Below are 21,258 nucleotides of genomic sequence, written 5' to 3'. Positions count from 1 at the left end.
GAATGGTGATGTCATGTAACATCAGAACATGTAATAGATGTTATTTTGTAAATCTTGTAAAGAATATAGGTCAATAAGCCTGTCCTTGATGCGCTTCTCATACCCTTGGGAGATCTGAAAATGCCCGCCGTCTCGGGGAAAAAGCTGTTCGTCGGCCCGCGCTTCCGGCGGATCCGGCAGCAATTGGGGCTGTCGCAGACCCAGATCGCCGAGGGGCTCGGGATCTCGCCGAGCTATGTCAACCTGATCGAGCGCAACCAGCGCCCGGTGACGGCGCAGATCCTGCTGCGGCTGGCCGAGACCTATGACCTCGACCTGCGCGACCTCGCGACCGCCGACGAGGACCGCTTCTTCGCCGAGCTGAACGAGATCTTCTCCGATCCGCTGTTCCGCCAGATCGACGTTCCCAAGCAGGAACTGCGCGACCTTGCCGAACTCTGTCCCGGCGTCACCCATGCGCTGCAACGGCTCTATGCCGCCTATGCCGAGGCCCGCCAGGGCGAGACCTTGGCCGCGGCGCACATGGCCGACCGCGACGTCGGCACGCGCTATGAGGCCAATCCCGTCGAGCGCGTGCGCGAGCTGATCGAGGCCAACCGCAATTATTTTCCGGAGCTGGAACAGGCCGCGGAGACGCTTCGCGACGAACTGAACGTGCCGGCCGAAGGGCTCTATGCCGCGCTCGCCGCACGCCTGCGCGAAAAGCATTCGATCCAGACCCGCATCATGCCGGTCGACGTGATGCGCGAGACGCTCAGGCGTTTCGACCGCCATCGCCGCCAGCTCCTGATCTCCGAGCTGGTCGATCCGCCCGGCCGCGCGTTCCAGCTCGCCTTCCAGCTCGGCCTGGGCGAATGCGCGCAAGCCCTGGAGACCATCATCGGCCGCGCCGGCCCGCTCGACGACGCGCCACGCCGCCTGTTCCGCATCACGCTCGCCAACTATTTTGCGGCGGCCGTGATGATGCCATACCCGGCCTTCCTCGCCGCGGCGGAGGCCTTGAACTACGACATCCACGTGCTGGCGCAGCGCTTCAATTCCGGCTTCGAGCAGGTCTGCCATCGCCTCACCACGCTGCAACGGCCGAACGCGCGCGGCATTCCGTTCTTCCTGCTGCGCGTCGACAATGCCGGCAACGTGTCGAAACGCTTCTCCTCCGGCACGTTCCCGTTCTCGAAATTCGGCGGCACCTGTCCGTTGTGGAACGTGCACTCGACTTTCGACACGCCGGATCGCCTGTTGAAGCAGGTGATCGAGCTCTCCGACGGCACGCGCTATTTCTCGATCGCGCAGATGGTGCGACGCCCCGTCGCGCCGCATCCGCTGCCGCAGCCGCGCTTCGCCATCGGCCTCGGCTGCGAGATCCGTCACGCCGCCCGCCTCGTCTACGCCTCCGGCCTGGATTTGGAGAAAACGGAGGGCACGCCGATCGGCGTCAACTGCCGCCTCTGCGAACGCGAAAACTGCGCCCAGCGCGCCGAGCCGCCGATCACGCGCACGCTGATTTTGGATGAGACGACAAGGCGGGTGTCGAGTTTCGCGTTCTCGAATGCACGGGAGCTGTGAGGGGGCTCCGGTGTCATGCCCCGCGAAGGCGGGGCATCCAGTACGCCGCGGCCCATCGGCTCCATCACTGCTGTCACGGAGTACTGGATCGCCCGCCTTCGCGGGCGATGACAGCGGAAGATGTGGCCCGACTGACCCGCCTAACACCTACGCCAGCGTATGCACGATCACCGGCCCGGCTGCGGCGCTCGCATGCCCTGCAAGCAGCGGCCCCAGATCCTTCTCGATCCAGGCGATCGCGCGCCGGTTCGCCTCCTCCGCCTGCTCGAACTTGTCGAAGATGGAGATCGCGGTGACCGTGTCGTCGCCGGCATAGACGACGTAATAGGCACGGAAACCGTCGACGTCGCTGATGATCGGAACGGCGCCGTCCTTGATGCGGCGCGCCAGCTCTTCGGCGCTCCCGCTTTTCGCCTTGGCCTGACGGATGGCGGCATACATGGCATCCTCCTCCGGCTATTGCTGTCGGGCATGTGCCCGGCTTCGATCCTACGCCGAAGCGCGCGACCAATCCACGCTTGGTTAACCCGGCACTAATCCATTCCCGCGATCTGCAACCAACGGTTAAGCACGCCTCAACATCGGTGCCTTAGTCTCGCCCCACTCACTTTTCGCAAACGGCGGCGGCCTATTCTGCCGGGTGAAGTGACATCAGGGGGTTCATCATGCGCGTTGCGCTGCTGCTGACCGCGACCGTTGTGGGCGCGCTCTTCGCCAATCCATCCCATGCCGGATCGCTCGACGCGTCGGCCGGGGCAGCGCAGGCGCTGCCGCCGGGCTTCCAGAGCTACCGCGGCTACATGTTCGACCTGACGGAGAATTCCGAGCGCAAGGACGTCGACAAGCTCACCGACAATCTGAAGCAGCAGATCGACGTCGTCGAAGCTTCCGGCCTGTCGCCGCGCGTGCTGCGCTTCTTCCATACCGTTCCGATCGTCGCGAGCGAGCTGGCCTGCCTCGACGAAGGCGCCGCGACCGCATGCTACGGCCGGGTCACGCCGGACATCCAGCGCACCGCACCCCGGACGCTGACGGTCTGGGACCCCGACAAGCAGCGCTGGACCAATCCGAACGCCGTCGACCTCGCGGTCGATTCGGGCCTCGGCGTGATCATGCTGCGGCCGGACATGATGCGCTACGAGAAGGAAGCCGTGCTGCTGCACGAGCTGCTGCACGCCTATCACGCGCGGCTGCTGCCGGACGGCTACGCCAACAAGGGCGTGATCGGCTATTACGCCCTTGCCAAGTCCAAGGATATGTTACCCAAGGAATCCTATGCGATGAAGAATCCCATGGAATTCTTTGCCGTGACAGCCAGCATCTTCCTGGCCGGCAAAAGTGAATTCCACGACCCGAAGTCGCGCGAGGCGCTCAAGGAGAAGATGCCGGACTATTACAAATATCTGGTCGGCGTGTTCGGCTTCGACCCCGATCCAGCACCGGCGAGCGGTCCGGTTGCCTCGCTGAAATAAGGCGTCTGCGCCAAGCCACCCCAGAAAGCCGCGCAAAAATGCGCGGCTTTTTTGGTTTGGTAACCGGAAGCTGCGGATGACGCGCCGCCGGGAATTGCCAAGGCGGGGCCCGATCTGCATAGTCCCGCCCGCATCGATACCGTTTTAAGAGGATAGAACAACATGGCGGACGCCGACCTGGATGTCGTGATCCGGCAACTGGCCAGACAGCTGCATACGGGCCTTTTGACCCGCGCCAAGGAGCGCCGGGATCGCTTCAACGGCCTTGCGGCCAAGGCCAAGGGCAAGGAGACCGGCGACCGCTTCAAGATGATGGCCAAGGCCACGATGGAGCAGGCCACCGCCGCCGCCAAGCGCCTCCAGATGTCCGCCGACAACGTCGCCGACAGCTACGCCCACTCGATGCGCCTCGTCGCCAGCACGCCGATCCCGGCGAAGGTGGAGAAGAAGACGAAGGAGAAGCCGGTGAAAAAGGCGAAGAAGGCCAAAGCCAAGAAGGCGAAGTAAGCGCGCACTTTCTTCCTTCTCCCCTTGTGGGAGAAGGTGGCATAGGCGGCCTTCGGCCGCCGTTCTTAAGAACGCCGAAGCGAAGCTTCGGCTATGGCGCCGGATGAGGGGTTCTAGCCGCGTACTCGTCTGCGAGAGGATCAATCGTGGAGAGATACCCCTCACCCGTCTCGCCGCTATCGCGGCGAGCCACCCTCTCCCGCAAGGGGAGAGGGTTGCAGCGGCGAATGCGGCTCTAGATATCTCACCGCCTCGGCGCGGGGGCCTGGTTCGGCTCGGCGCTCGCGAGCTCGGCGAGCTTGGCGCGGGCCGCGTCGCGAGTGCGGCCGTCCTTGCCGGCCGGCAGCGCGAGAGCAGCTTCGAAATCGGCGCGGGCGTCGTCGGCCTGGCCGCGGGCGAGGAATGCGAGGCCACGGTCGAGGCGGGCCTGCGCATCCGACGGGTCGAGACGGACCGCCGTGTTGTAGCTCAGGATGGCGCGATCGAGATCGCCGGTGGCGGCGAGCGCGAGACCGCGTTGGTGATAGGGCGCGGCGTGCCTGGGATCATGCGCGATCGCCTCGTCGTAATCCTCGATGGCAAGCTCCAGGTCGCCGTTCTGCCGGCGCGCCTGCGCCCGGTCGCGATACAGCGAGGCGCGGTTGGGATTGAGGTGGATGGCCTCGTCGAAATCCGCGATCGCCCGCCGCCAGTCGCCGTGGCGCAACGCGATCCGTCCGCGCCCTTCATAGGCGAACGCGATCAGCGATCCCCGCAGCGGCGAGAATCCGATCACCGCCGAGCAGATGTCGGGCTCGTCCTCGTCCCCGCAATTGACGACCGTGTGCGTGGACAGGCCAATGAGCACGCCCAGGACGATCAACAATGGTACCGCAGCTTTGGTCATCTTCGACCGTGGCAGGCAGAGGACCGGCCACGCATCCCCTTTCGAAGGAACAGTCTCGCCATGGTGTTAACACCGGCCGGGACCATCCTGTGTGCGCCAGGTCACAAAAGCCGGTCACAAAGCCGGGCGCGATTCCGGCCGGTTCCGCATCAGCCCCAAGGGCCACGGGAAGGAYCGGGTGAAGGGCCGCGTGAGGACGACTGCCCCCACGGGCTCCGCGGCGGATAGTTTTCGTTGGCGCCGACCGACGGAGATGCCTGCGCGCCGAGCTCGGCCGCGAGCTGCTGGAGCGCCGCGATACGGTTCTGCGTCGAAGGATGGGTGGCGAACAGATTGTCCACACCATGGCCCGACAGCGGGTTGATGATGAACATGTGCGCGGTCGCGGGGTTTCTCTCGGCATCGTAGTTCGGGACCTGGTGCGCGGCGCCTTCGATCTTCAGCAGCGCCGACGCCAGCCACATCGGCTGGCCCGCAATGCGCGCGCCGAGATTGTCCGCGGCATATTCGCGGGTGCGGCTGATCGCCATCTGCACCAGCATGGCGCCGATCGGGGCGAGGATCATCATCAGGATCGAGCCGACGATGCCGGGGCCGTTGTTGTCGCGATGGCCGCCGAAGAACATGCCGAACTGCGCCAGCATCGAGATCGCGCCGGCAATGGTCGCGGTAACAGTCATCAGCAGCGTGTCGTGATGCTTGATATGCGCGAGCTCGTGCGCGATCACGCCGGCAAGTTCCTCGCGGCTGAGCTGATGCACAAGGCCGGTGGTGACGGCGACCGCGGCATTCTGCGGGTTGCGCCCGGTCGCGAACGCGTTGGGCTGCGCCTCGTCCATCACGAACACACGCGGCATCGGCAGCGAGGCGCGGCCCGCAAGCTCGGCGACGAGCCCGACCAGCTCCGGCGCGCTGGCGCGGTCGACCTCATGGGCGCCGTACATGCGGAGCACCATGCGGTCGGAGTTCCAGTAGGTGAAGAGATTGGTCGCGGCGGCAATGACGAGCGCGATCATGGCGCCGGCGGCGCCGCCGATCAGATAGCCGACGCCCATGAACAGGGCGGTGAGGCCGGCGAGCAGCATTGCGGTACGAAGATAGTTCATGGCCGTCTCCCAGGGCGGCCGCGGGCAAACCTCTGGCCGGCGCCATTCAGGTAGGGATGACCCCGGCCCGGGTGCAAGGTTTCAAGGTGCGTCGCGGGGCCGCGGCTATGCCCAACATTGCATTTCCGTCATGCCCGGGCTTGTCCCGCCTGCGCGGCCGAAGCCGCTTCGGCGCGGCGAAGGCCCGGGCATCCACGTTCTTCCTCTACACAAGCCCCGAAAGGCGCGGATGGCTGGGACAAGCCCGGCCATGACGAAGGGATGGTTTGAGGCGCTCAATTCACTTAAGCTTTAGCAAGATTCCACACGCGCCCTTCTCCCCGCCGGAAAGCTCATGCTCCAGACCCGATTTGCGATCGCGGCCGCCGCTCTGCTCGCCTTCGCCCTCCCCGCCTCCGCCCAGTTCGCGCCACCACCCGCCAAGCCCATCGCGCCCAAAGCCGCAACCCCGTCGCCGCGCGCGGCTTCGTGCCACAATGGCGCGAGCTTCGATCGCTTCCTGGCCGACGTGAAAAAGCAGGCCGTTACCGCCGGCGTGTCGCAGCGGACGATATCGGAAGCCTCGCCCTACCTCGTCTACGACCAGGGCATCGTCAATCGCGACCGCGGCCAGCGCGTGTTCGGCCAGCTCTTCACCGAATTTGCCGGCCGCATGGCCGCGCCCTATCGCATGCAGAACGGCCAGCAGCACATCAAGAGCCACGCGGCTGCGTTCGCGCGCGCCGAAAAGGAATACGGCGTGCCGCCGGCGGTGATCGCTGCGTTCTGGGGCCTCGAGAGCGATTTCGGCGTCAACATGGGCAATCTGCCGACGCTGAAATCGCTGGTGTCGCTGGCCTATGACTGCCGGCGCTCGGAGATGTTCGTGAACGAGACCATCGCCGCGCTGAAGATCATCGACCGTGGTGATCTCACACCCGACGAGATGGTCGGCTCCTGGGCCGGCGAGCTCGGGCAGACGCAATTCCTGCCCGTGCATTACGTCAACTACGCCGTCGACTATGACGGCGACGGACGGCGCGATCTCTTGCGCAGCGAGGACGACGTGATCGGCTCGACCGCGAACTACATCGCCAACGGATTGAAGTGGCGGCGCGGCGAGCCGTGGCTCGAAGAGATCAAGGTGCCGCAAAACCTGCCCTGGGATCAGACCGACCTCACGGTGCAGCAGCCGCGCTCGAAATGGGCGCAGTTGGGGGTCACCTATCCCGACGGCCGTCCGCTGCCGAACGACAATCTCGCTTCGTCCGTGCTGCTGCCGATGGGGCGCAACGGACCTGCCTTCATGGCGTATGCGAATTTCGCGGCCTACACCGAGTGGAATAATTCGCTGATCTATTCGACCACCGCGGGTTATCTCGCCACGCGCATCGCGGGCGCGGCTCCGATGCGCAAGCCGGCCCAACCGGTCGCGCAACTGCCGTTCAACGAGCTCAAGCAATTGCAGCAGCTCCTGGTCCAGGCCGGCTTCAACGTCGGCAAGGTCGACGGCGTGCTGGGCCAGCAGAGCCGTGCCGCCGTGAAGGCGATGCAGATCAAATACGGCCTGCCCGCCGATTCCTGGCCGACCGCCGAGCTGCTCGCGCGGATGCGCGGCGGTACGGCCCAGGCGCAGCCGGCGGGGATGATCCGGTAGAATTTTCGCACCGCACAAGCCGCTCTCGCGATTGTAATTTTCCGTGATGCTCCCATGTGAGTGGCTCAGGTTTCTCCTGAGATCTCCCATTCACAAGCGAGCATCACATGTCCTTTCACGACGCCGTCGTCCCCGCGTACTTGCAAATGCTGAACAGCCTGACCGGTCTGCTCACGAAAGCCGAGGCGCATTGCGCGGCCAAAAAGATCGACCCGGGCGTCCTGCTCGGCTCGCGCCTCTTCCCGGACATGCTGCCGCTGTCGAAGCAGATCCAGCTCGCCAGCGATTTCGCCGCCAAGGGCTGCGCCAGGCTGACCCATAGCGAGGTGCCTTCGATGCCCGACACGGAAAAGACGTTTGAGGAGCTGAAGCAGCGGCTCGCCAAGACGATCGACTACGTGAAATCGTACAAGCCGGAGCAGTTCGAAGGCGCCGACACCAAGGACGTGACCTTCCCGGCGGGCCCGGACCGGACCATGACGCTCAAGGGCCAGCAGTTCTTCAGCGGGGTCTCGCTGCCGAACTTCTATTTCCACGCCACCACCGCTCACGGCATCATGCGTCACAACGGCGTCGAGATCGGCAAGCGCGATTTCCTCGGCGCGAACTGAGAGATCGCGGGCCGTGGCAGCGCAAATCCGCTGTCATGGCCGGGATTGCACATGAATCATGCTACGCGGACCAGGCCGCGTAGCTCGCCTGCACTTTCCGTATGGCTCCTCCCTTGCGCCTGATGTCGCGATGCACAAGTGTTCGTGATCTGTCACCGCCTGGAAGCATTCCCATGAGCCGTCCGACCAAATTGCTAGAGACCTACAAGCTCGGCCCGATCACGCTGGCCAACCGCCTCGTGATGGCGCCGCTGACGCGCAACCGTGCCGCGCCCGGTACGTTCGTGCCGAGCCCGCTTGCCGCCGATTATTACGGCCAGCGCGCCTCCGCGGGTCTCCTGGTCACCGAAGCGAGCCAGATCTCACAGCAGGGCCAGGGCTACCAGGACACGCCCGGTATCTACAGCAAGGACCAGGTCGCCGGCTGGCGCAAGGTCACCGACCGCGTGCATGAGCGCGGCGGCAAGATCTTCATCCAGCTCTGGCATGTCGGCCGCATCTCGCATGTCGATCTCCAGGCCAATGGCGCAGCCCCGGTGGCGCCGAGCGCGATCCGCGCCAAGGGCAAGACCTTCGTCAACGGCACCTTCGCCGACGTCTCCGAGCCCCGCGCGCTCGAGCTGTCTGAAATTCCCGGTATCATCGACGACTTCAAGCGCGCCACGAAGAATGCGATCGAGGCCGGTTTCGACGGCGTCGAGATCCACGGCGCCAACGGCTATCTGCTCGACCAGTTCGCGAGGGACGGCGCCAACAAGCGCACCGATGCTTACGGCGGCTCCATCGAAAACCGCGTGCGGCTGATGCTCGAGGTCTCCAAGGCCGTTGCCGCCGAGGCCGGCGCCGACCGCACCGGCATCCGCATCTCGCCGGTGACGCCGGCCAACGACCTCTCCGACTCCAATCCGCAGGCCTTGTTCGATCACATCGTCGACGGCCTCAACGCACTCAAGCTCGTCTATCTGCACGTGGTCGAAGGCGCCACCGGCGGCCCACGCGACATCGCCCCGTTCGACTATGCGGGCCTGCGCAAGCGCTTCACCGGCGCCTACATCGCCAACAACGGCTACGACTTCGACCTCGCCACCAAGGTGCTGGACGCGAACGCTGCCGATCTCATCGCCTTCGGCAAGCCGTTCATCTCCAACCCCGACCTCGTCGAGCGGCTGAAGACGGGCGCGGCGCTGAACGATTGGGACAAGAACACGTTCTACGGCGGCGGCGCGAAGGGCTACACGGATTATCCGACGCTCGCGACCGAGCCGGCGGAGTAATTTCCTCTCCACACATGACGCTGTCATGCCCCGCGAAGGCGGGGCATCCAGTACGCCGCGGCTCTTCGGTTCAATCACGACCGTTTCTGGAATACTGGATCGCCCGATCAAGTCGGGCGATGACAGCGAGTGTGTAGTCGGCACAATCGCCATTCTCGACATCCGCCAGAAAAAAGGCCGGGATCGCTCCCGGCCTTTCGTGTTTGATGACGCTACGTGCCGCTTACTTCGCTTCCGCGCGCTTGGGCGGGGATGCCGGCCACGACTTGATCAGCGTGTCGTAGTCGACCGTCTCACCCTTCGGCTTCTCGTTGGCGAGCTTGCGCTGCGGCGCGATGGTGCCGTCCTTCTGGGCCTTGGCGTACCAGAACTCGGCGGTCTCCTTCTTGTGCAGCTTCGGACCGCAGGCGCCCTGCACGCCGGACTTCTCGAGGCGCTCCATGACGGAGTCCTGAGCGGCCGCGAGTGCATCCATCGCAGCTTGCGGCGTCTTCGCACCGGACGACGCATCGCCGATGTTCTGCCACCAGAGCTGCGCGAGCTTCGGATAGTCAGGCACGTTGTTGCCGGTCGGGGTCCACTGCACGCGCGCGGGCGAGCGGTAGAACTCGATCAGGCCGCCGAGCTTCGGCGCACGCTCGGTGAACGACTTGTCCCAGATGTCGGATTCACGAATGAAGGTGAGACCGACATGGCTCTTCTTCAGCGACACCGTCTTGGAGACGATGAACTGGAGATAGAGCCAGGCCGCCTTGCGGCGGTCAGCCGGGGTCGACTTCAACAGCGTGAGCGAGCCGGCGTCCTGGTASCCGAGCTTCATGCCTTCCTTCCAGTACGAGCCGTGCGGCGACGGAGCCATACGCCACTTCGGCGTACCGTCCGCGTTCATCACGGCGATGCCGGGCTTCACCATGTCGGCGGTGAAGGCGGTGTACCAGAACATCTGCTGGGCGATGTTGCCCTGCGCCGGCACGGGACCGGATTCGGAGAAGGTCATGCCCTGAGCCTGCGGCGGGGCATACTTCTTCATCCACTCCAGATACTTCGTGATCGAGTAGACCGCGGCCGGACCGTTGGTGTCGCCACCGCGATCGACCGAGGAGCCGACCGGACGGCAGCCTTCCATGCGGATGCCCCATTCGTCGACCGGCAGACCGTTCGGAATGCCCTTGTCACCGTTGCCGGCCATCGACAGCCAGGCGTCGGTGAAACGCCATCCGAGCGACGGGTCCTTCTTGCCATAGTCCATATGGCCGTAGACCTTGACGCCGTTGATCTCCTTGATGTCGTTCGTGAAGAACTCGGCGATGTCTTCATAAGCGGACCAGTTCACGGGCACGCCGAGCTCGTAGCCATACTTGGCCTTGAACTTGGCTTTGTAGTCCGGGTTGGTGAACCAGTCGTAGCGGAACCAATAGAGGTTCGCGAACTGCTGGTCGGGCAGCTGATAGAGCTTGCCGTCCGGCGCGGTGCCGAACGACTTGCCGATGAAGTCGTTGACGTCGAGCTGGGGATCGGTGACGTCCTTGCCCTCGCCGGTCATGTAGTCCGACAGTGCGATGGTCTGGCCGTAGCGGAAGTGCGTGCCGATCAGATCGGAATCGTTGATCCAGCCGTCATAGACGTTCTTGCCGGACTGCATCTGGGTCTGCAGCTTCTCGACGACGTCACCTTCCTGGATGATGTCGTGCTTGAGCTTGATGCCGGTGAGCTCGGAGAACGCCTTTGCCAGCGTCTGCGACTCGTATTCGTGGGTCGCGATGGTCTCGGAGACGACGTTGATCTCCATGCCCTTGAAGGGCTCGGCGGCCTTGGCGAACCACTCCAGCTCCTTCTTCTGCTCGTCCTTCGACAGCGTCGAGGGCTGGAATTCCGCAATCCACTTCTGGATCGCGGCGTCGTCGGCGGCGCGGACCGGCGCCGAGACGGCGAACGACACCGCAACGATGGCGGCGGCGCTGGACATGGTCAGAAAGCTATTCTTGGTCAATGGACCTTTCCTTCTCCTAAACTGTCGCATGTTGTTCCTCCGTTGCAGCGACAAAATTTTATACAGGCCCGGGTTGCCCCCGGATCTGGCCGTCCCTTCGCGAGCTTCAGACCGTGCGAAAAATGAGCACGGCCGTGGCCAGCGAAATTCCACTTGCGAGCCAGAGGCTCGAAATCTCAAAACCTTCCTCGCCGATCGGCAGGGTGGCGAGTGTATCGGTGCCGGCGAAGGCAATCCACAGAAGGTGGATGACGGCCGCCGTGATCAGGGAGATGAAGAGGCGGTCGCCCCGCGTCGTCGGAATGCTGRGCACGCCGACGCGCTCGGCTTCCGGATTGACCGCGGCGAGGTACGTCATGACCGCGAGGGTGCAGGCGAGCGCCACGAAGAAGATCGCGGTCGGCAGCGTCCAGGCCATCCATGCAATAGATTCCATCGATGCCTCCCTAGACCCGACCGAGCGCGAAACCGCTCGCGATGTAATTGCGGACGAACCAGATCACGAGGGCGCCCGGGATGATGGTAAGCACGCCGGCCGCGGCCAGCAGGCCCCAGTCCATGCCCGCAGCCGACACCGTACGCGTCATGATCGCCGCGATCGGTTTTGCCTGCACCGAGGTCAGCGTCCGCGCGAGCAGGAGCTCGACCCAGGAAAACATGAAGCAGAAGAAGGCGGCGACGCCGATGCCGCTCGCGATCAGCGGCACCAGGATCCTGATGAAGAAGCGCGGAAAAGAATAGCCGTCGAGGAAGGCGGTCTCGTCGATCTCGCGCGGCACGCCGGAGACGAAGCCTTCGAGGATCCACACCGCCAGCGGAACGTTGAAGATGCAATGCGCGAGCGCGACCGCCCACGGCGTATCGAACAGGCCGATCGCCGAATAGAGGTTGAAGAACGGCAGCGCATAGACTGCCGCCGGGGCCATGCGGTTCGACAGCAGCCAAAAGAACAGGTGCTTGTCGCCGAGGAAGCGGTAGCGCGAGAACGCGTAGGCCGCGGGCAGCGCCACCGAGATCGAGATGATGGTGTTGAGGACAACGTATTTGAGCGAGTTGATGTAGCCGGAGTACCAGCTCTCGTCGGTGAAGATGCGCTTGTAATGCTGCAGCGTCGGGGAATGCGGCCACAGCGTCATCGTCGAGACGATTTCTGCGTTGGTCTTGAAGCTCATGTTGACGAGCCAGTAGATCGGCAACAACAGGAAGATCAGAAACAGCGCCATGATGACGCGGCGGCCGGGAATTGAGTGCATCAGGCCACTCCTTCCTTTGGCTTGAGTGCAGTCACGGGCTTGAGCACGGCCGAAGGCTTGGGCTCCGTCGCCGGCTCGGTCTCGGCCTGGACTTTGCGTTCGGCGCCGGCATTGGTCATGACGGTATAGAAGATCCAGCAGACGATCAGGATGATCAGATTATAGACCAGCGAGAGCGCCGCGGCCTTGCCGAGGTCGAACTGGCCGAGCGCAATCTTGACGAGTTCGATCGACACGAAGGTCGTCGAGTTGCCGGGTCCGCCACCCGTCACCACGAACGGCTCGGTGTAGATCATGAACGAGTCCATGAAGCGCAGCAGCACGGCAATCAGGAGCACGCGGTTCATCTTCGGCAGCTGGATCGCCTTGAACACGGCCCAGCGCGAGGCGCCGTCGATCTGAGCTGCCTGGTAATAGGCCTCGGGGATCGACTTCAGGCCGGCGTAGCACAGCAGCGCGACCAGGCTGGTCCAGTGCCAGACGTCCATCACGATGACGGTAACCCAGGCATCGACGGCGTTGGAGACGTAGTTGTAGTCGATGCCGATCGCATTGAGCACATAGCCCATCAGACCGATGTCGGGCCGGCCGAAGATCTGCCAGATCGTGCCGACSACGTTCCACGGAATCAGCAGCGGCAGCGCGAGGATGACGAGGCAGGCCGCCACCGTCCAGCCCTGACGCGGCATCGACAGCGCGACGACAATGCCGAGCGGCACCTCGATCGCGAGGATCACCATCGAGAAGAACAGATTGCGACCGAGCGAGGCGAGGAATCGGCCGCCGAGATCGGTCGAGGGATCGAGCAGCTCCTTGAACCAGCCGACGCCGTTCCAGAAGAACTGGTTGTTGCCGAAGGTGTCCTGCATCGAATAGTTCACGACCGTCATCAGCGGCAGCACCGCCGAGAAGGCCACGACCAGGAACACCGGCAGCACCAGGAACCAGGCTTTTTGGTTGACGGTCTTGTCCATCAGGCGGCTCCCTCCACCAGAAGGCTGTCGGCATAGACGTGGACGTGCGCCGGATCGAATTTCAGCCCGGCGGTACCGTCCGCGCTGGTGAAGCCCGCCGGCGCGCGCGCCGCGATCTTGGCCTCGCCGATGCGGACGCGTGCGAAGCGGATGCGGCCGAGGTCGTCGATGCGGTCGATCTTCGCACTGAGCAATCCGGGTGCGGGCGCGACGGCATCGACGAACTCCGGACGCACGCCGATCTCGATCTTGGCGCCGGCAGGCAGGTTGTCATAGCTGCGGTTGAGCGCGATGACATTGCCGCCGATGCGCGCCTCGCGACCCTTCACCTCGGCCGGCAGGATGTTCATGCCGGGCGAGCCGATGAAATAGCCCACGAACGTGTGCGCCGGCTTGTCGAACAGCTCGGCGGGCGTGCCGCTCTGCACCACGCGGCCGTCATGCATGACGACGACGGTGTCGGCGAAGGTCAACGCCTCGGTCTGGTCGTGGGTGACGTAGATCATCGTCAGGTCGAGCTCGCGATGCAGCGCCTTCAGCTTGGAACGGAGCTGCCATTTCAGCTCGGGATCGATCACGGTCAGCGGCTCGTCGAACAGCACGGCGGCGACGTCGGAGCGGACCAGGCCGCGGCCGAGCGAGATCTTTTGCTTGGCATCCGCCGTGAGGCGCGTCGCCTTGCGATTGAGATAGGGCTCAAGGTCGAGCAGGCGGCCGATCTCGGCGACGCGCTTGTCGATCTCGGCCTTTGGCACGCCGCGGTTCTTCAGCGGAAACGCCAGGTTCTGCCCCACCGTCATGGTGTCGTAGATCACCGGAAACTGGAACACCTGGGCGATGTTGCGCTTCTGGGTTGACAGCGGTGTGATGTCCTGGCCGTCGAACAGGATTTTCCCCCGCGACGGCGTGATGATGCCGGAGATGACGTTGAGCAGCGTGGTCTTGCCGCAGCCGGACGGGCCGAGCAGCGCGTAAGCACCGCCCTGCCGCCAGGTCATGGTCACCGGCTTCAGCGCAAAGCTTTCCTGCGGCGCATCATTGCCGCCGTAAGAGTGGGCGAGATCGACGAGGTCAATGCGGGCCATGTCGCATCTCCCCCTTACGAGCTCGGCGCGGCGACCAGACGGTCGGCCGCGTCGAAGACGAAGACATCATTGGGATCGAGCACGGCATCGATGGTCTGGCCAGGCTCGAACTCGTGCACGCCGTGCAGCACTGCCACCCAGTTCGATCCGTCGCGGGTCAGGTGCACGAAACTCTCCGAACCGGTGATCTCGGTCACCGTCACCGTGGCATGGAAGGCGTGGCGGTCGGTCTCGCCGTTGGCGAGGGCGAGCTGATGGGCGCGGAAGCCGACGCGATAGGCGCCGTCGGCGAGCGATGAATAGAGACCGGAGGCCGGCGCGGCGATGCCGCCCGCATATTGCACAGAGCCGTTCTTCTTCTCGATGCCGACGAGGTTGAGCGGCGGATCGGAGAACACCTGGGCGACACGCAGCGTCTGCGGACGGCGGTAGACGTTCGGCGTCTCGCCGATCTGGAGCGCCTGCCCCTCCCACATGCAGACCGTGTTGCCGCCAAGCAGCAGCGCTTCGGTCGGCTCGGTCGTGGCATAGACGAAGATCGCGCCGGACGCCTCGAAGATGCGCGGCAGCTCGGTACGAAGCTCCTCGCGCAGCTTGTAGTCGAGATTGGCGAGCGGTTCGTCGAGCAGCACGAGATCGGCGCCCTTCACCAGCGCGCGCGCCATCGCGGTGCGCTGCTGCTGGCCGCCGGAGAGCTGGAGCGGCGTGCGTTTCAGGAACGGCTCGAGCCGGAGCAGCCGCGCGGCTTCCGCCACGCGCTTCTCGATCTCTTCGCGCGGCTTGCCCTGCACGCGCAAGGGTGAAGCGATGTTCTCGTAGACCGTGAGCGAGGGGTAGTTGATGAACTGCTGATAGACCATCGCGACCGAACGCTTGCGCACGTCGACGCCGGTGACGTCCTTGCCGTTGACCAGCACCTTGCCCGTCGTCGGCTTGTCGAGGCCGGCGAGCAGCCGCATGATCGAGGTCTTGCCTGACAGCGTCGGCCCCAGCAGCACGTTGAGCGTGCCGCTCTCGAGCGTCAGCGAGACGTCGCGGATGTGCGGTATCCCCTCGACGGTCCGGGTCACATGATCGAGCGTCACGGTCATGGGCGTCCTCCCGCTTCCAGCAGGGGACTTTGCGGCACAGCGTGGGTTGCAATCCAGTCGTTCAATGCGGCAACCTCGTCGGCAGATAGTCGCAGGCCAAGTTTGGAGCGGCGCCAGACGATGTCTTCCGCCGTGACCGCCCATTCATTGGCCATGAGGTAGCGGACCTCGCGTTCGGTCAGTGTCGCGCCGAAGGCCTGGCCGAGATCGGCGGCCGACTTGGCATCGCCAAGCAGCTTGATGGCGCGGGTACCATAGGCGCGCGCGAGGCGCCGCGCATGCTCATGGCTGAGGAAGGGATAGCCGCGCTGGAGTTCGGCGATCAGGCCGTCGACGTCGGACACGCCCATGTCGCCGCCGGGCAGCGGCCATTTGCCGGTCCAGCCTTCGCGCGCTTTCGCACTGCGAAGATAGGGTGCGAGCCGTTCCAGCGCCTCTTCGGCGAGCCGGCGGTAGGTCGTAATCTTGCCGCCATAGATCGAGAGCAGCGGCACGCCGCCGGGTGTGTCGAGCTCGAACACGTAATCGCGCGTCGCGGCCTTGGCTTCGCTGGCGCCGTCGTCATAAAGCGGTCGCACGCCGGAATAGGTCCAGACCACGTCAGCTGAAGTCACCGGCTTGGCAAGATACTCGCTCGCGGCGGCGCAAAGGTACTCGATCTCTTCGGGCGTCGCCTTCACCTTGGCGGGATCGCCGTCATAATCGCGATCGGTGGTGCCGATCAGCGTGAAATCGTCCTGGTACGGAATCACGAAGATGATGCGGCCGTCCGCGTTCTGGAACATGTAGGCGCGGTCGTGGTCGTAGAGCTTTTTGACCACGATGTGCGAGCCCTGCACCAGGCGCACCTTGGCTTTCGCGTTCACGCCGGCGCCGCGGCCGAGCACATCCTCGACCCAGGGGCCGCCGGCATTGACCACCGCGCGGGCCTGGACCTGCGAACGCTCGCCGGTCAGCGTGTTGACCATGCTGACGGTCCAGATGCCGCCGGACTGCTTGATATCCGTCGCGCGGGTGCGGGTGCGGATCTCGGCGCCCTTGTCCGCGGCATCGCGCGCGTTGAGCACGACGAGACGGGCGTCGTCGACGAAGCAGTCGGAATATTCGAACGCGCGGCTGTAGCGGTTCGGGATCAGCGGACGGCCAACCTCGTCTCGCCTGAGATCGACCGAACGCGTCGCCGGCAATAGATGACGGCCGCCGATATGGTCATAGAGGAAGAGGCCGAGGCGCAGCAGCCAGGCCGGACGCAGGCCGGCGTGATGCGGCAAAACGAAACGCAGGGGACGGATGATATGGGGCGCGATGCCCCAAAGGATCTCGCGCTCGATCAGCGCCTCGCGGACCAGGCGAAACTCGTAATATTCGAGATAGCGCAGGCCGCCATGCACCAGCTTGGTCGACCAGGACGAGGTCCCGCTCGCCAGATCGTTCATTTCGCACAGGAAAACCGTGTTGCCCCGGCCCACCGCGTCGCGCGCGATGCCGCAGCCGTTAACACCGCCTCCGATAATGGCGAGGTCGAAAATACGCTCCAATAGACGCATCCCCCGGCGACCGCTCGTTCCTTCGAGCGACTACTTTCGTTTTTGATTAGATCACACCGAAAAGCGAAAGCAAGATGAAAGAGAGGCGAAAGGAAGTGAAAGAGGAACTTTCTGGTGGGCAATCAGCCGTGGAAATGGGCAGTTCGGACGCCAATCGAAACCGCAATACGATCTTGAATAGTCACGTAGAGCCAATATAGTCATAATAGTCACATTAGTTATAYTCGGCATGACAGACCGCAGCACCGCCCCCGATTCGCCCCCGACTGACACGTGGACGCTCGCCAATGCCAAGGCACGCCTGTCCGAGGTGGTCGATCGCGCCCAAACTGGCCCCCAGATCATCACCCGACACGGCAGGCCCAATGCGGTGGTCGTTTCCGCGGATGAATGGGCGCGAAAGACGGCACGCAAAGGCACGCTAGCTGAATTCCTGCTAGCTTCGCCGCTGCGCGGTGCCGACCTCGAACTTGAACGGGTGCAGGACGAACCGCGCGACGAGATGCCGTGAACCTGCTCCTCGACACCAACGTGCTGTCGGAGGTTCAGCGGCCGGCGCCTTCCGCGAAAGTCTTGGCATGGCTCGATACGGTCGATGAGGATCGCGCGTTCATCAGCGCTGCCTCGATCGCCGAGCTTCGCCGCGGTATCGCCCTGCTGGATGATGGCCGTCGGCGCGCCGCGCTGGCCGCTTGGCTCGCCCACGACCTGCCGGCTCGGTTCGCGCAGCGCATCCTGCCGATCGACCACGTGGTCGCCGAGCGCTGGGGCGACCTGATGGCGCAGAGCCGTCGCAATGGCGTTGCGTTGTCCGTGATGGACGGCTTCTTTGCGGCCACCGCGCTCGCCAACGATCTCACGCTCGTCACACGCAATGTGAATGATTTTGCGGCCTTCGGCGTTCCGCTGCTCGACCCATGGAGCGACGCCTAAGCCGCTATCTCAGCCGGACCACCGGCGCGGCTTCGGGCGCGGCATCCTGCGCTTCGGCCTGCGCATCATCGATATCCGCCGCATCCTTCGGCATTGCCGCCATCACCTCGATGCCCTTGCTGTGGCAGATGGTGGCGAGGCGCTCGGGCAGTTCCTGGTCAGTCACGAAGGTCTGGATCTGGGTGATATGGGCGATGCGCACCGGCGCGCTGCGGCGCAGCTTGGTGGAGTCGGCAACCAGCATGACGCTGCGGGCATTGGCGATGATGGCTTGCGCCACCTGCACCTCGCGATAGTCGAAGTCGAGCAGCGCGCCCTCCTCGTCGATCGCGGACGCCCCGATGATGGCGTAGTCGACCTTGAACTGGCCGATGAGCTGCGTCGCGGTCGAGCCGACCACGGCACCGTCGGCGCGCCGCACCGTGCCGCCGGCGACCACCACCTCGATGCGGGGATGGCGATAGAGCAGCATCGCGACGTTGAGATTGTTGGTGATGACGAGGAGGTCCTCGTGCGAGGTCAACGCGCTCGCCACCTCCTCGGTCGTGGTGCCGATATTGATGAAGAGCGAGCAGCCGTTCGGGATCAGCGAGGCGGCCGCGGCACCGATCGCCTTCTTTTCGTCGGCGGCGACGAACCGCCTCGCCTCGTAGGCGAGGTTTTCGACGCCGGAGGCGATGATGGCGCCGCCGTGGATACGGGTCAGCGAGCGGCGCTCGCAGAGATCGTTGAGATCCTTGCGGATCGTCTGCGCCGAGACCTCGAACCGGCGCGCGAGCTCCTCGACCATGACGCGCCCCGAGGCGCGCGCGATGTTGAGGATTTCGGCTTGGCGATGGGTCAATCCGGTCACGGCGATGGCCTCAAATCAGGAAAGCGCATGGTGCGGCGGTTCGCACGTTCGGTCAATGCGCTCAGCGATCACGGTTAACGGACAAAGCCTCTCACCATGCCATCGCGGCGGCGAGACGCGCGAGCAGTTCCGGATCGTCGAACGCGCTGGCGGAGGCAACCGCGCCGGCGCCAACAAGGTCGGCATGGCTGAGGCTCGTCCGGATGCCGATGGTCGGAATGCCGGCGGCCGTCGCCGACTGCACGCCGGAGCGGGAATCCTCGAACGCGATCGAAGCCGTCGCGCTGCCGCCGACGAAACGCAGCCCCTCCTGATAGGGCAGCGGGTGCGGCTTGCCGTGCGGCAGCTCGTCGCCGATCACAAGCGCCCTGAAGCGGTGCGTGATGCCGAGACCGGAGAGCAACAGCTCGGCATTCAGACGCGGCGCGTTGGTCACGGCGACCATGGGAATGCCGGCGGCATCCGCGCGGTCGAGCAGCGCCATCAGACCCGGAAGCGGCTCGATCTGTCCGGCGACAAGTGTGCGGAAGACGACCTCCTTCTCTCCGAGGATCACGGCGCGCCGTTCCACGGTTTCGTCGGGCAGAAAGCGCTCGCCGATCGACGCATTGGCGAAGCCTTGCAGCTCCCTCGAAAAGCGCGCGTGATCGAACACATGGCCCAGCGGCCCAAGCACCTGGTTGAACGCCTTGAGGTGCAGCGGGTCGGTGTTGGCCAGCGTGCCGTCGATGTCGAACAGCAGCGCCCTGCCCGTCACTTGCCCCCGCGCCTGCCCTTTGGCCTCGATCATTTCCGTACTTTCCCGAATGCACGATGCATCAATGCGAAACACGTATCAATGCAGCCCTGATCGCGCAATGACGCATCGACATGACCGCCACGCGACACTCGACAAAGTCGCGCGCGACTGCAACACTCCGCGCAAGACCAAAAAGGAGGAAACGATGACGATCAACCGACGCGATCTGGCTCTCTCGACTCTTGCCGTCTCAACCCTTGCCGTCTCCGCGCTTGCTCTCACAGCACCGGCGTTGGCGGCCGCGGCGGATGAGGAAGCCGTGGCGAAAAAGGTCGAGGCCTTCCGCCTTGCCCAGATCGCGGCCGATCCCAAGGCGCTCGGCGCGCTCTGCGCCGACGAGGTGAGCTACAGCCATTCCAACGGCAAGGTCGAGGACAAGGCGACCTTCGTCACCAACGCCACCGACGGCAAATCAAAATTCCTGTCGATCGAGTACAAGGACCCGACCATCAAGGTCGTCGGCCCCGCCGCGATCGTGCGCTTCCACTGGATGGGGGAACAGGAGATGGCGGCCGATGGGAAAAAAGTGTCGACCAATCTTCACATCCTGATGAACTGGCAGAAGCAGGGCGACGATTGGAAGCTGCTGTCGCGGGCTGCGACGAAGTTGTGATTGCGATTCTTTCCCTCTCCCCCTGTGGGAGAGGGTGGCTCGCGGCGTAGCGGCGAGACGGGTGAGTCCCTCCGCGAGCAGACCTCTCACAATTGAATTCGCAGATTCAGGCTCCCCTCATCCGACGCTATAGCCGAAGCTTTGCTTCGGCGTTCTCTTAGCATAGGCCGCCGAAGGCGGCCTATGCACCTTCTCCCACATCCGCCTTCGCCAAGGCTTCGGCGGACATGAGGGGAGAAGGAAAAGGCAGCGGTATCAAGGGCTGCAAAAAATTCCGACCACGCTTTGCGCGTCAGAAATCGCGCCGCCTGGCGCAATGCAGCGTATTGCGACGACGATTGCGACCTGGCGCTCGACACAATCAAGTGCGGCTGCAACAGTGGGCGCAAGATCAAGGACGGAGGATATGATGACACTGAATCGCGACCATGCTGCCACGACGGACCACGAGGCGGTGGCAAGAAACGTCGAGGCATTTCGCCTCGCCCAGATCGCGGCCGATCCGAAGGCCCTCCGCGCGCTGTGCGCGGACGATCTGAGCTACAGCCATTCCAGCGGCTTCCTCGAGGATAAGGCGGCCTTTATCGCCAACGCCACCGACGGCAAGACGGAGTTCCTGTCGATTACGTACAAGGACCCGACCATCAAGATCGTCGGCCCCGTCGCGATCGTGCGCTTCCATTGGCTGGCCGAGATGATGACCGGCGGACAGAAAGTGGCAAACAGCCTTCATATCCTGATGAACTGGCTGAAGCAGGGCGACGATTGGAAGCTGTTGTCACGCTCCGCGACGAAGTTGTGATCGACGCTCTTACCCCCTCCCCCTGTGGGAGAGGGTGGCATAGGCGGCCTTCGGCCGCCGTTCTTGAGAACGCCGATGCTTTGCATCGGCTATGGCGACAGCGGCGAGACGGATGAGGGGTTGCCCTCGCGGGCGACCCTCTCACGATTGAATTCGCGGAAACAACCCCTCATCCGGCGCTTCGCGCCACTTTCTCCCACATCCGCCTTCGCCAAGGCTTCGGCGGACATGAAGGGAGAAGGAAAAGGCAGCGGCATCAA

22 protein-coding genes are annotated in these 21,258 nt (G+C 64.3%); 10 read left to right on the top strand and 12 right to left on the bottom strand.

The genetic code is table 11. The features are described from left to right. Nucleotides 1-120 precede the first annotated feature (120 nt). On the top strand, nucleotides 121-1,566 hold the full coding sequence (locus AB4Z51_RS23720) for a helix-turn-helix domain-containing protein (RefSeq protein ID WP_071916200.1): 1,446 nt from the start codon (nucleotides 121-123) through the stop codon (nucleotides 1,564-1,566). 147 nt (nucleotides 1,567-1,713) lie between these two features. Here the strand turns inward: AB4Z51_RS23720 and AB4Z51_RS23715 are convergent, their stop codons facing one another. Beyond that, the gene (locus AB4Z51_RS23715; protein WP_014497428.1) at nucleotides 1,714-2,007 is read right to left on the bottom strand and encodes an antibiotic biosynthesis monooxygenase; all 294 of its coding nucleotides are present in this window, start codon (nucleotides 2,005-2,007) and stop codon (nucleotides 1,714-1,716) included. A 224-nt stretch (nucleotides 2,008-2,231) separates the two neighbouring features. On the opposite strand from AB4Z51_RS23715, the gene AB4Z51_RS23710 reads away from it, so the two are divergent. Beyond that, nucleotides 2,232-3,038 (top strand): hypothetical protein, encoded by an 807-nt coding sequence (locus AB4Z51_RS23710; RefSeq protein ID WP_085402494.1) that lies wholly within the window; start codon nucleotides 2,232-2,234, stop codon nucleotides 3,036-3,038. Nucleotides 3,039-3,200: 162 nt separating this feature from the next. Beyond that, a complete protein-coding gene (locus AB4Z51_RS23705; RefSeq protein WP_441498089.1) occupies nucleotides 3,201-3,545 on the top strand; it encodes a hypothetical protein in 345 nt (114 codons plus the stop codon). A gap of 244 nt (nucleotides 3,546-3,789) precedes the next feature. On the opposite strand, the gene AB4Z51_RS23700 is transcribed toward AB4Z51_RS23705, so the two are convergent. Together AB4Z51_RS23700 and htpX are read right to left on the bottom strand one after the other, a co-directional pair. Next, complete coding sequence (locus tag AB4Z51_RS23700) at nucleotides 3,790-4,431, bottom strand: tetratricopeptide repeat protein (RefSeq protein ID WP_028158277.1); 642 nt, start codon at nucleotides 4,429-4,431, stop codon at nucleotides 3,790-3,792. 149 nt (nucleotides 4,432-4,580) lie between these two features. Continuing rightward, nucleotides 4,581-5,537, bottom strand: coding sequence for a zinc metalloprotease HtpX (gene htpX / locus AB4Z51_RS23695; RefSeq protein ID WP_441498088.1), 957 nt, complete (start codon nucleotides 5,535-5,537; stop codon nucleotides 4,581-4,583). Nucleotides 5,538-5,871: 334 nt separating this feature from the next. Here htpX and AB4Z51_RS23690 point away from each other — a divergent pair, with 334 nt between their 5' ends. From AB4Z51_RS23690 to AB4Z51_RS23680, 3 genes are all read left to right on the top strand, one after another. After that, nucleotides 5,872-7,173 (top strand): lytic murein transglycosylase, encoded by a 1,302-nt coding sequence (locus AB4Z51_RS23690; RefSeq protein ID WP_085398223.1) that lies wholly within the window; start codon nucleotides 5,872-5,874, stop codon nucleotides 7,171-7,173. Nucleotides 7,174-7,280: 107 nt separating this feature from the next. Further along, nucleotides 7,281-7,784, top strand: a complete 504-nt coding sequence (locus tag AB4Z51_RS23685; protein WP_063985181.1) for a DUF1993 domain-containing protein — start codon at nucleotides 7,281-7,283, stop codon at nucleotides 7,782-7,784. A 173-nt stretch (nucleotides 7,785-7,957) separates the two neighbouring features. Beyond that, entirely contained in the window at nucleotides 7,958-9,058 is a 1,101-nt protein-coding gene (locus AB4Z51_RS23680; protein WP_354080076.1) for an alkene reductase, read from the top strand. 223 nt (nucleotides 9,059-9,281) lie between these two features. On the opposite strand, the gene AB4Z51_RS23675 is transcribed toward AB4Z51_RS23680, so the two are convergent. The 7 genes from AB4Z51_RS23675 to glpD all read right to left on the bottom strand — a co-directional run bounded on the left by AB4Z51_RS23675 (nucleotide 9,282) and on the right by glpD (nucleotide 16,998). Continuing rightward, the gene (locus AB4Z51_RS23675) at nucleotides 9,282-11,024 is read right to left on the bottom strand and encodes an ABC transporter substrate-binding protein (RefSeq protein ID WP_247314660.1); all 1,743 of its coding nucleotides are present in this window, start codon (nucleotides 11,022-11,024) and stop codon (nucleotides 9,282-9,284) included. A 130-nt stretch (nucleotides 11,025-11,154) separates the two neighbouring features. Further along, nucleotides 11,155-11,484 (bottom strand): DUF2160 domain-containing protein, encoded by a 330-nt coding sequence (locus AB4Z51_RS23670; protein WP_441498087.1) that lies wholly within the window; start codon nucleotides 11,482-11,484, stop codon nucleotides 11,155-11,157. A 10-nt stretch (nucleotides 11,485-11,494) separates the two neighbouring features. Next, complete coding sequence (locus AB4Z51_RS23665) at nucleotides 11,495-12,301, bottom strand: carbohydrate ABC transporter permease (protein WP_085398529.1); 807 nt, start codon at nucleotides 12,299-12,301, stop codon at nucleotides 11,495-11,497. Then, entirely contained in the window at nucleotides 12,301-13,275 is a 975-nt protein-coding gene (locus AB4Z51_RS23660; protein ID WP_085398530.1) for a carbohydrate ABC transporter permease, read from the bottom strand. The genes AB4Z51_RS23665 and AB4Z51_RS23660 overlap by 1 nt, the downstream gene beginning before the upstream one ends. Then, nucleotides 13,275-14,360: an ABC transporter ATP-binding protein gene (locus AB4Z51_RS23655; protein WP_085398531.1), complete on the bottom strand. Its 1,086-nt coding sequence runs from the start codon at nucleotides 14,358-14,360 to the stop codon at nucleotides 13,275-13,277. Before AB4Z51_RS23655 ends, AB4Z51_RS23660 begins: the two co-directional genes overlap by 1 nt. A gap of 14 nt (nucleotides 14,361-14,374) precedes the next feature. Next, nucleotides 14,375-15,451 carry an ABC transporter ATP-binding protein gene (locus tag AB4Z51_RS23650; protein WP_085398532.1) on the bottom strand — a complete coding sequence of 359 codons (1,077 nt, stop codon included), beginning with the start codon at nucleotides 15,449-15,451 and terminating at the stop codon, nucleotides 14,375-14,377. Beyond that, nucleotides 15,448-16,998 carry a glycerol-3-phosphate dehydrogenase gene (glpD, locus tag AB4Z51_RS23645; protein WP_085398533.1) on the bottom strand — a complete coding sequence of 517 codons (1,551 nt, stop codon included), beginning with the start codon at nucleotides 16,996-16,998 and terminating at the stop codon, nucleotides 15,448-15,450. The genes AB4Z51_RS23650 and glpD overlap by 4 nt, the downstream gene beginning before the upstream one ends. Before the next feature lie 229 nt (nucleotides 16,999-17,227). Between glpD and AB4Z51_RS23640 the strand changes: the two genes are divergently transcribed. Both AB4Z51_RS23640 and AB4Z51_RS23635 read left to right on the top strand, forming a co-directional pair. Then, nucleotides 17,228-17,509, top strand: a complete 282-nt coding sequence (locus tag AB4Z51_RS23640) for a type II toxin-antitoxin system Phd/YefM family antitoxin (RefSeq protein WP_028148610.1) — start codon at nucleotides 17,228-17,230, stop codon at nucleotides 17,507-17,509. Beyond that, the gene (locus AB4Z51_RS23635; RefSeq protein WP_441498086.1) at nucleotides 17,506-17,931 is read left to right on the top strand and encodes a type II toxin-antitoxin system VapC family toxin; all 426 of its coding nucleotides are present in this window, start codon (nucleotides 17,506-17,508) and stop codon (nucleotides 17,929-17,931) included. The genes AB4Z51_RS23640 and AB4Z51_RS23635 overlap by 4 nt, the downstream gene beginning before the upstream one ends. A gap of 4 nt (nucleotides 17,932-17,935) precedes the next feature. Here AB4Z51_RS23635 and AB4Z51_RS23630 read toward each other — a convergent pair whose 3' ends face one another. After that, nucleotides 17,936-18,784, bottom strand: coding sequence for a DeoR/GlpR family DNA-binding transcription regulator (locus AB4Z51_RS23630; protein WP_063985191.1), 849 nt, complete (start codon nucleotides 18,782-18,784; stop codon nucleotides 17,936-17,938). A 91-nt stretch (nucleotides 18,785-18,875) separates the two neighbouring features. Then, nucleotides 18,876-19,574, bottom strand: a complete 699-nt coding sequence (locus AB4Z51_RS23625) for an HAD family hydrolase (RefSeq protein ID WP_085398535.1) — start codon at nucleotides 19,572-19,574, stop codon at nucleotides 18,876-18,878. A gap of 154 nt (nucleotides 19,575-19,728) precedes the next feature. On the opposite strand from AB4Z51_RS23625, the gene AB4Z51_RS23620 reads away from it, so the two are divergent. Both AB4Z51_RS23620 and AB4Z51_RS23615 read left to right on the top strand, forming a co-directional pair. Further along, complete coding sequence (locus AB4Z51_RS23620) at nucleotides 19,729-20,196, top strand: nuclear transport factor 2 family protein (RefSeq protein WP_085398540.1); 468 nt, start codon at nucleotides 19,729-19,731, stop codon at nucleotides 20,194-20,196. 406 nt (nucleotides 20,197-20,602) lie between these two features. Next, nucleotides 20,603-20,998 (top strand): nuclear transport factor 2 family protein, encoded by a 396-nt coding sequence (locus AB4Z51_RS23615; protein ID WP_094183814.1) that lies wholly within the window; start codon nucleotides 20,603-20,605, stop codon nucleotides 20,996-20,998. Nucleotides 20,999-21,258: the final 260 nt, after the last annotated feature.

The organism is Bradyrhizobium sp. 2TAF36, from assembly GCF_052114925.1.
Taxonomy (GTDB): Bacteria; Pseudomonadota; Alphaproteobacteria; order Rhizobiales; family Xanthobacteraceae; genus Bradyrhizobium; species Bradyrhizobium barranii.
This window is presented reverse-complemented; position numbering and strand designations above follow the sequence as displayed.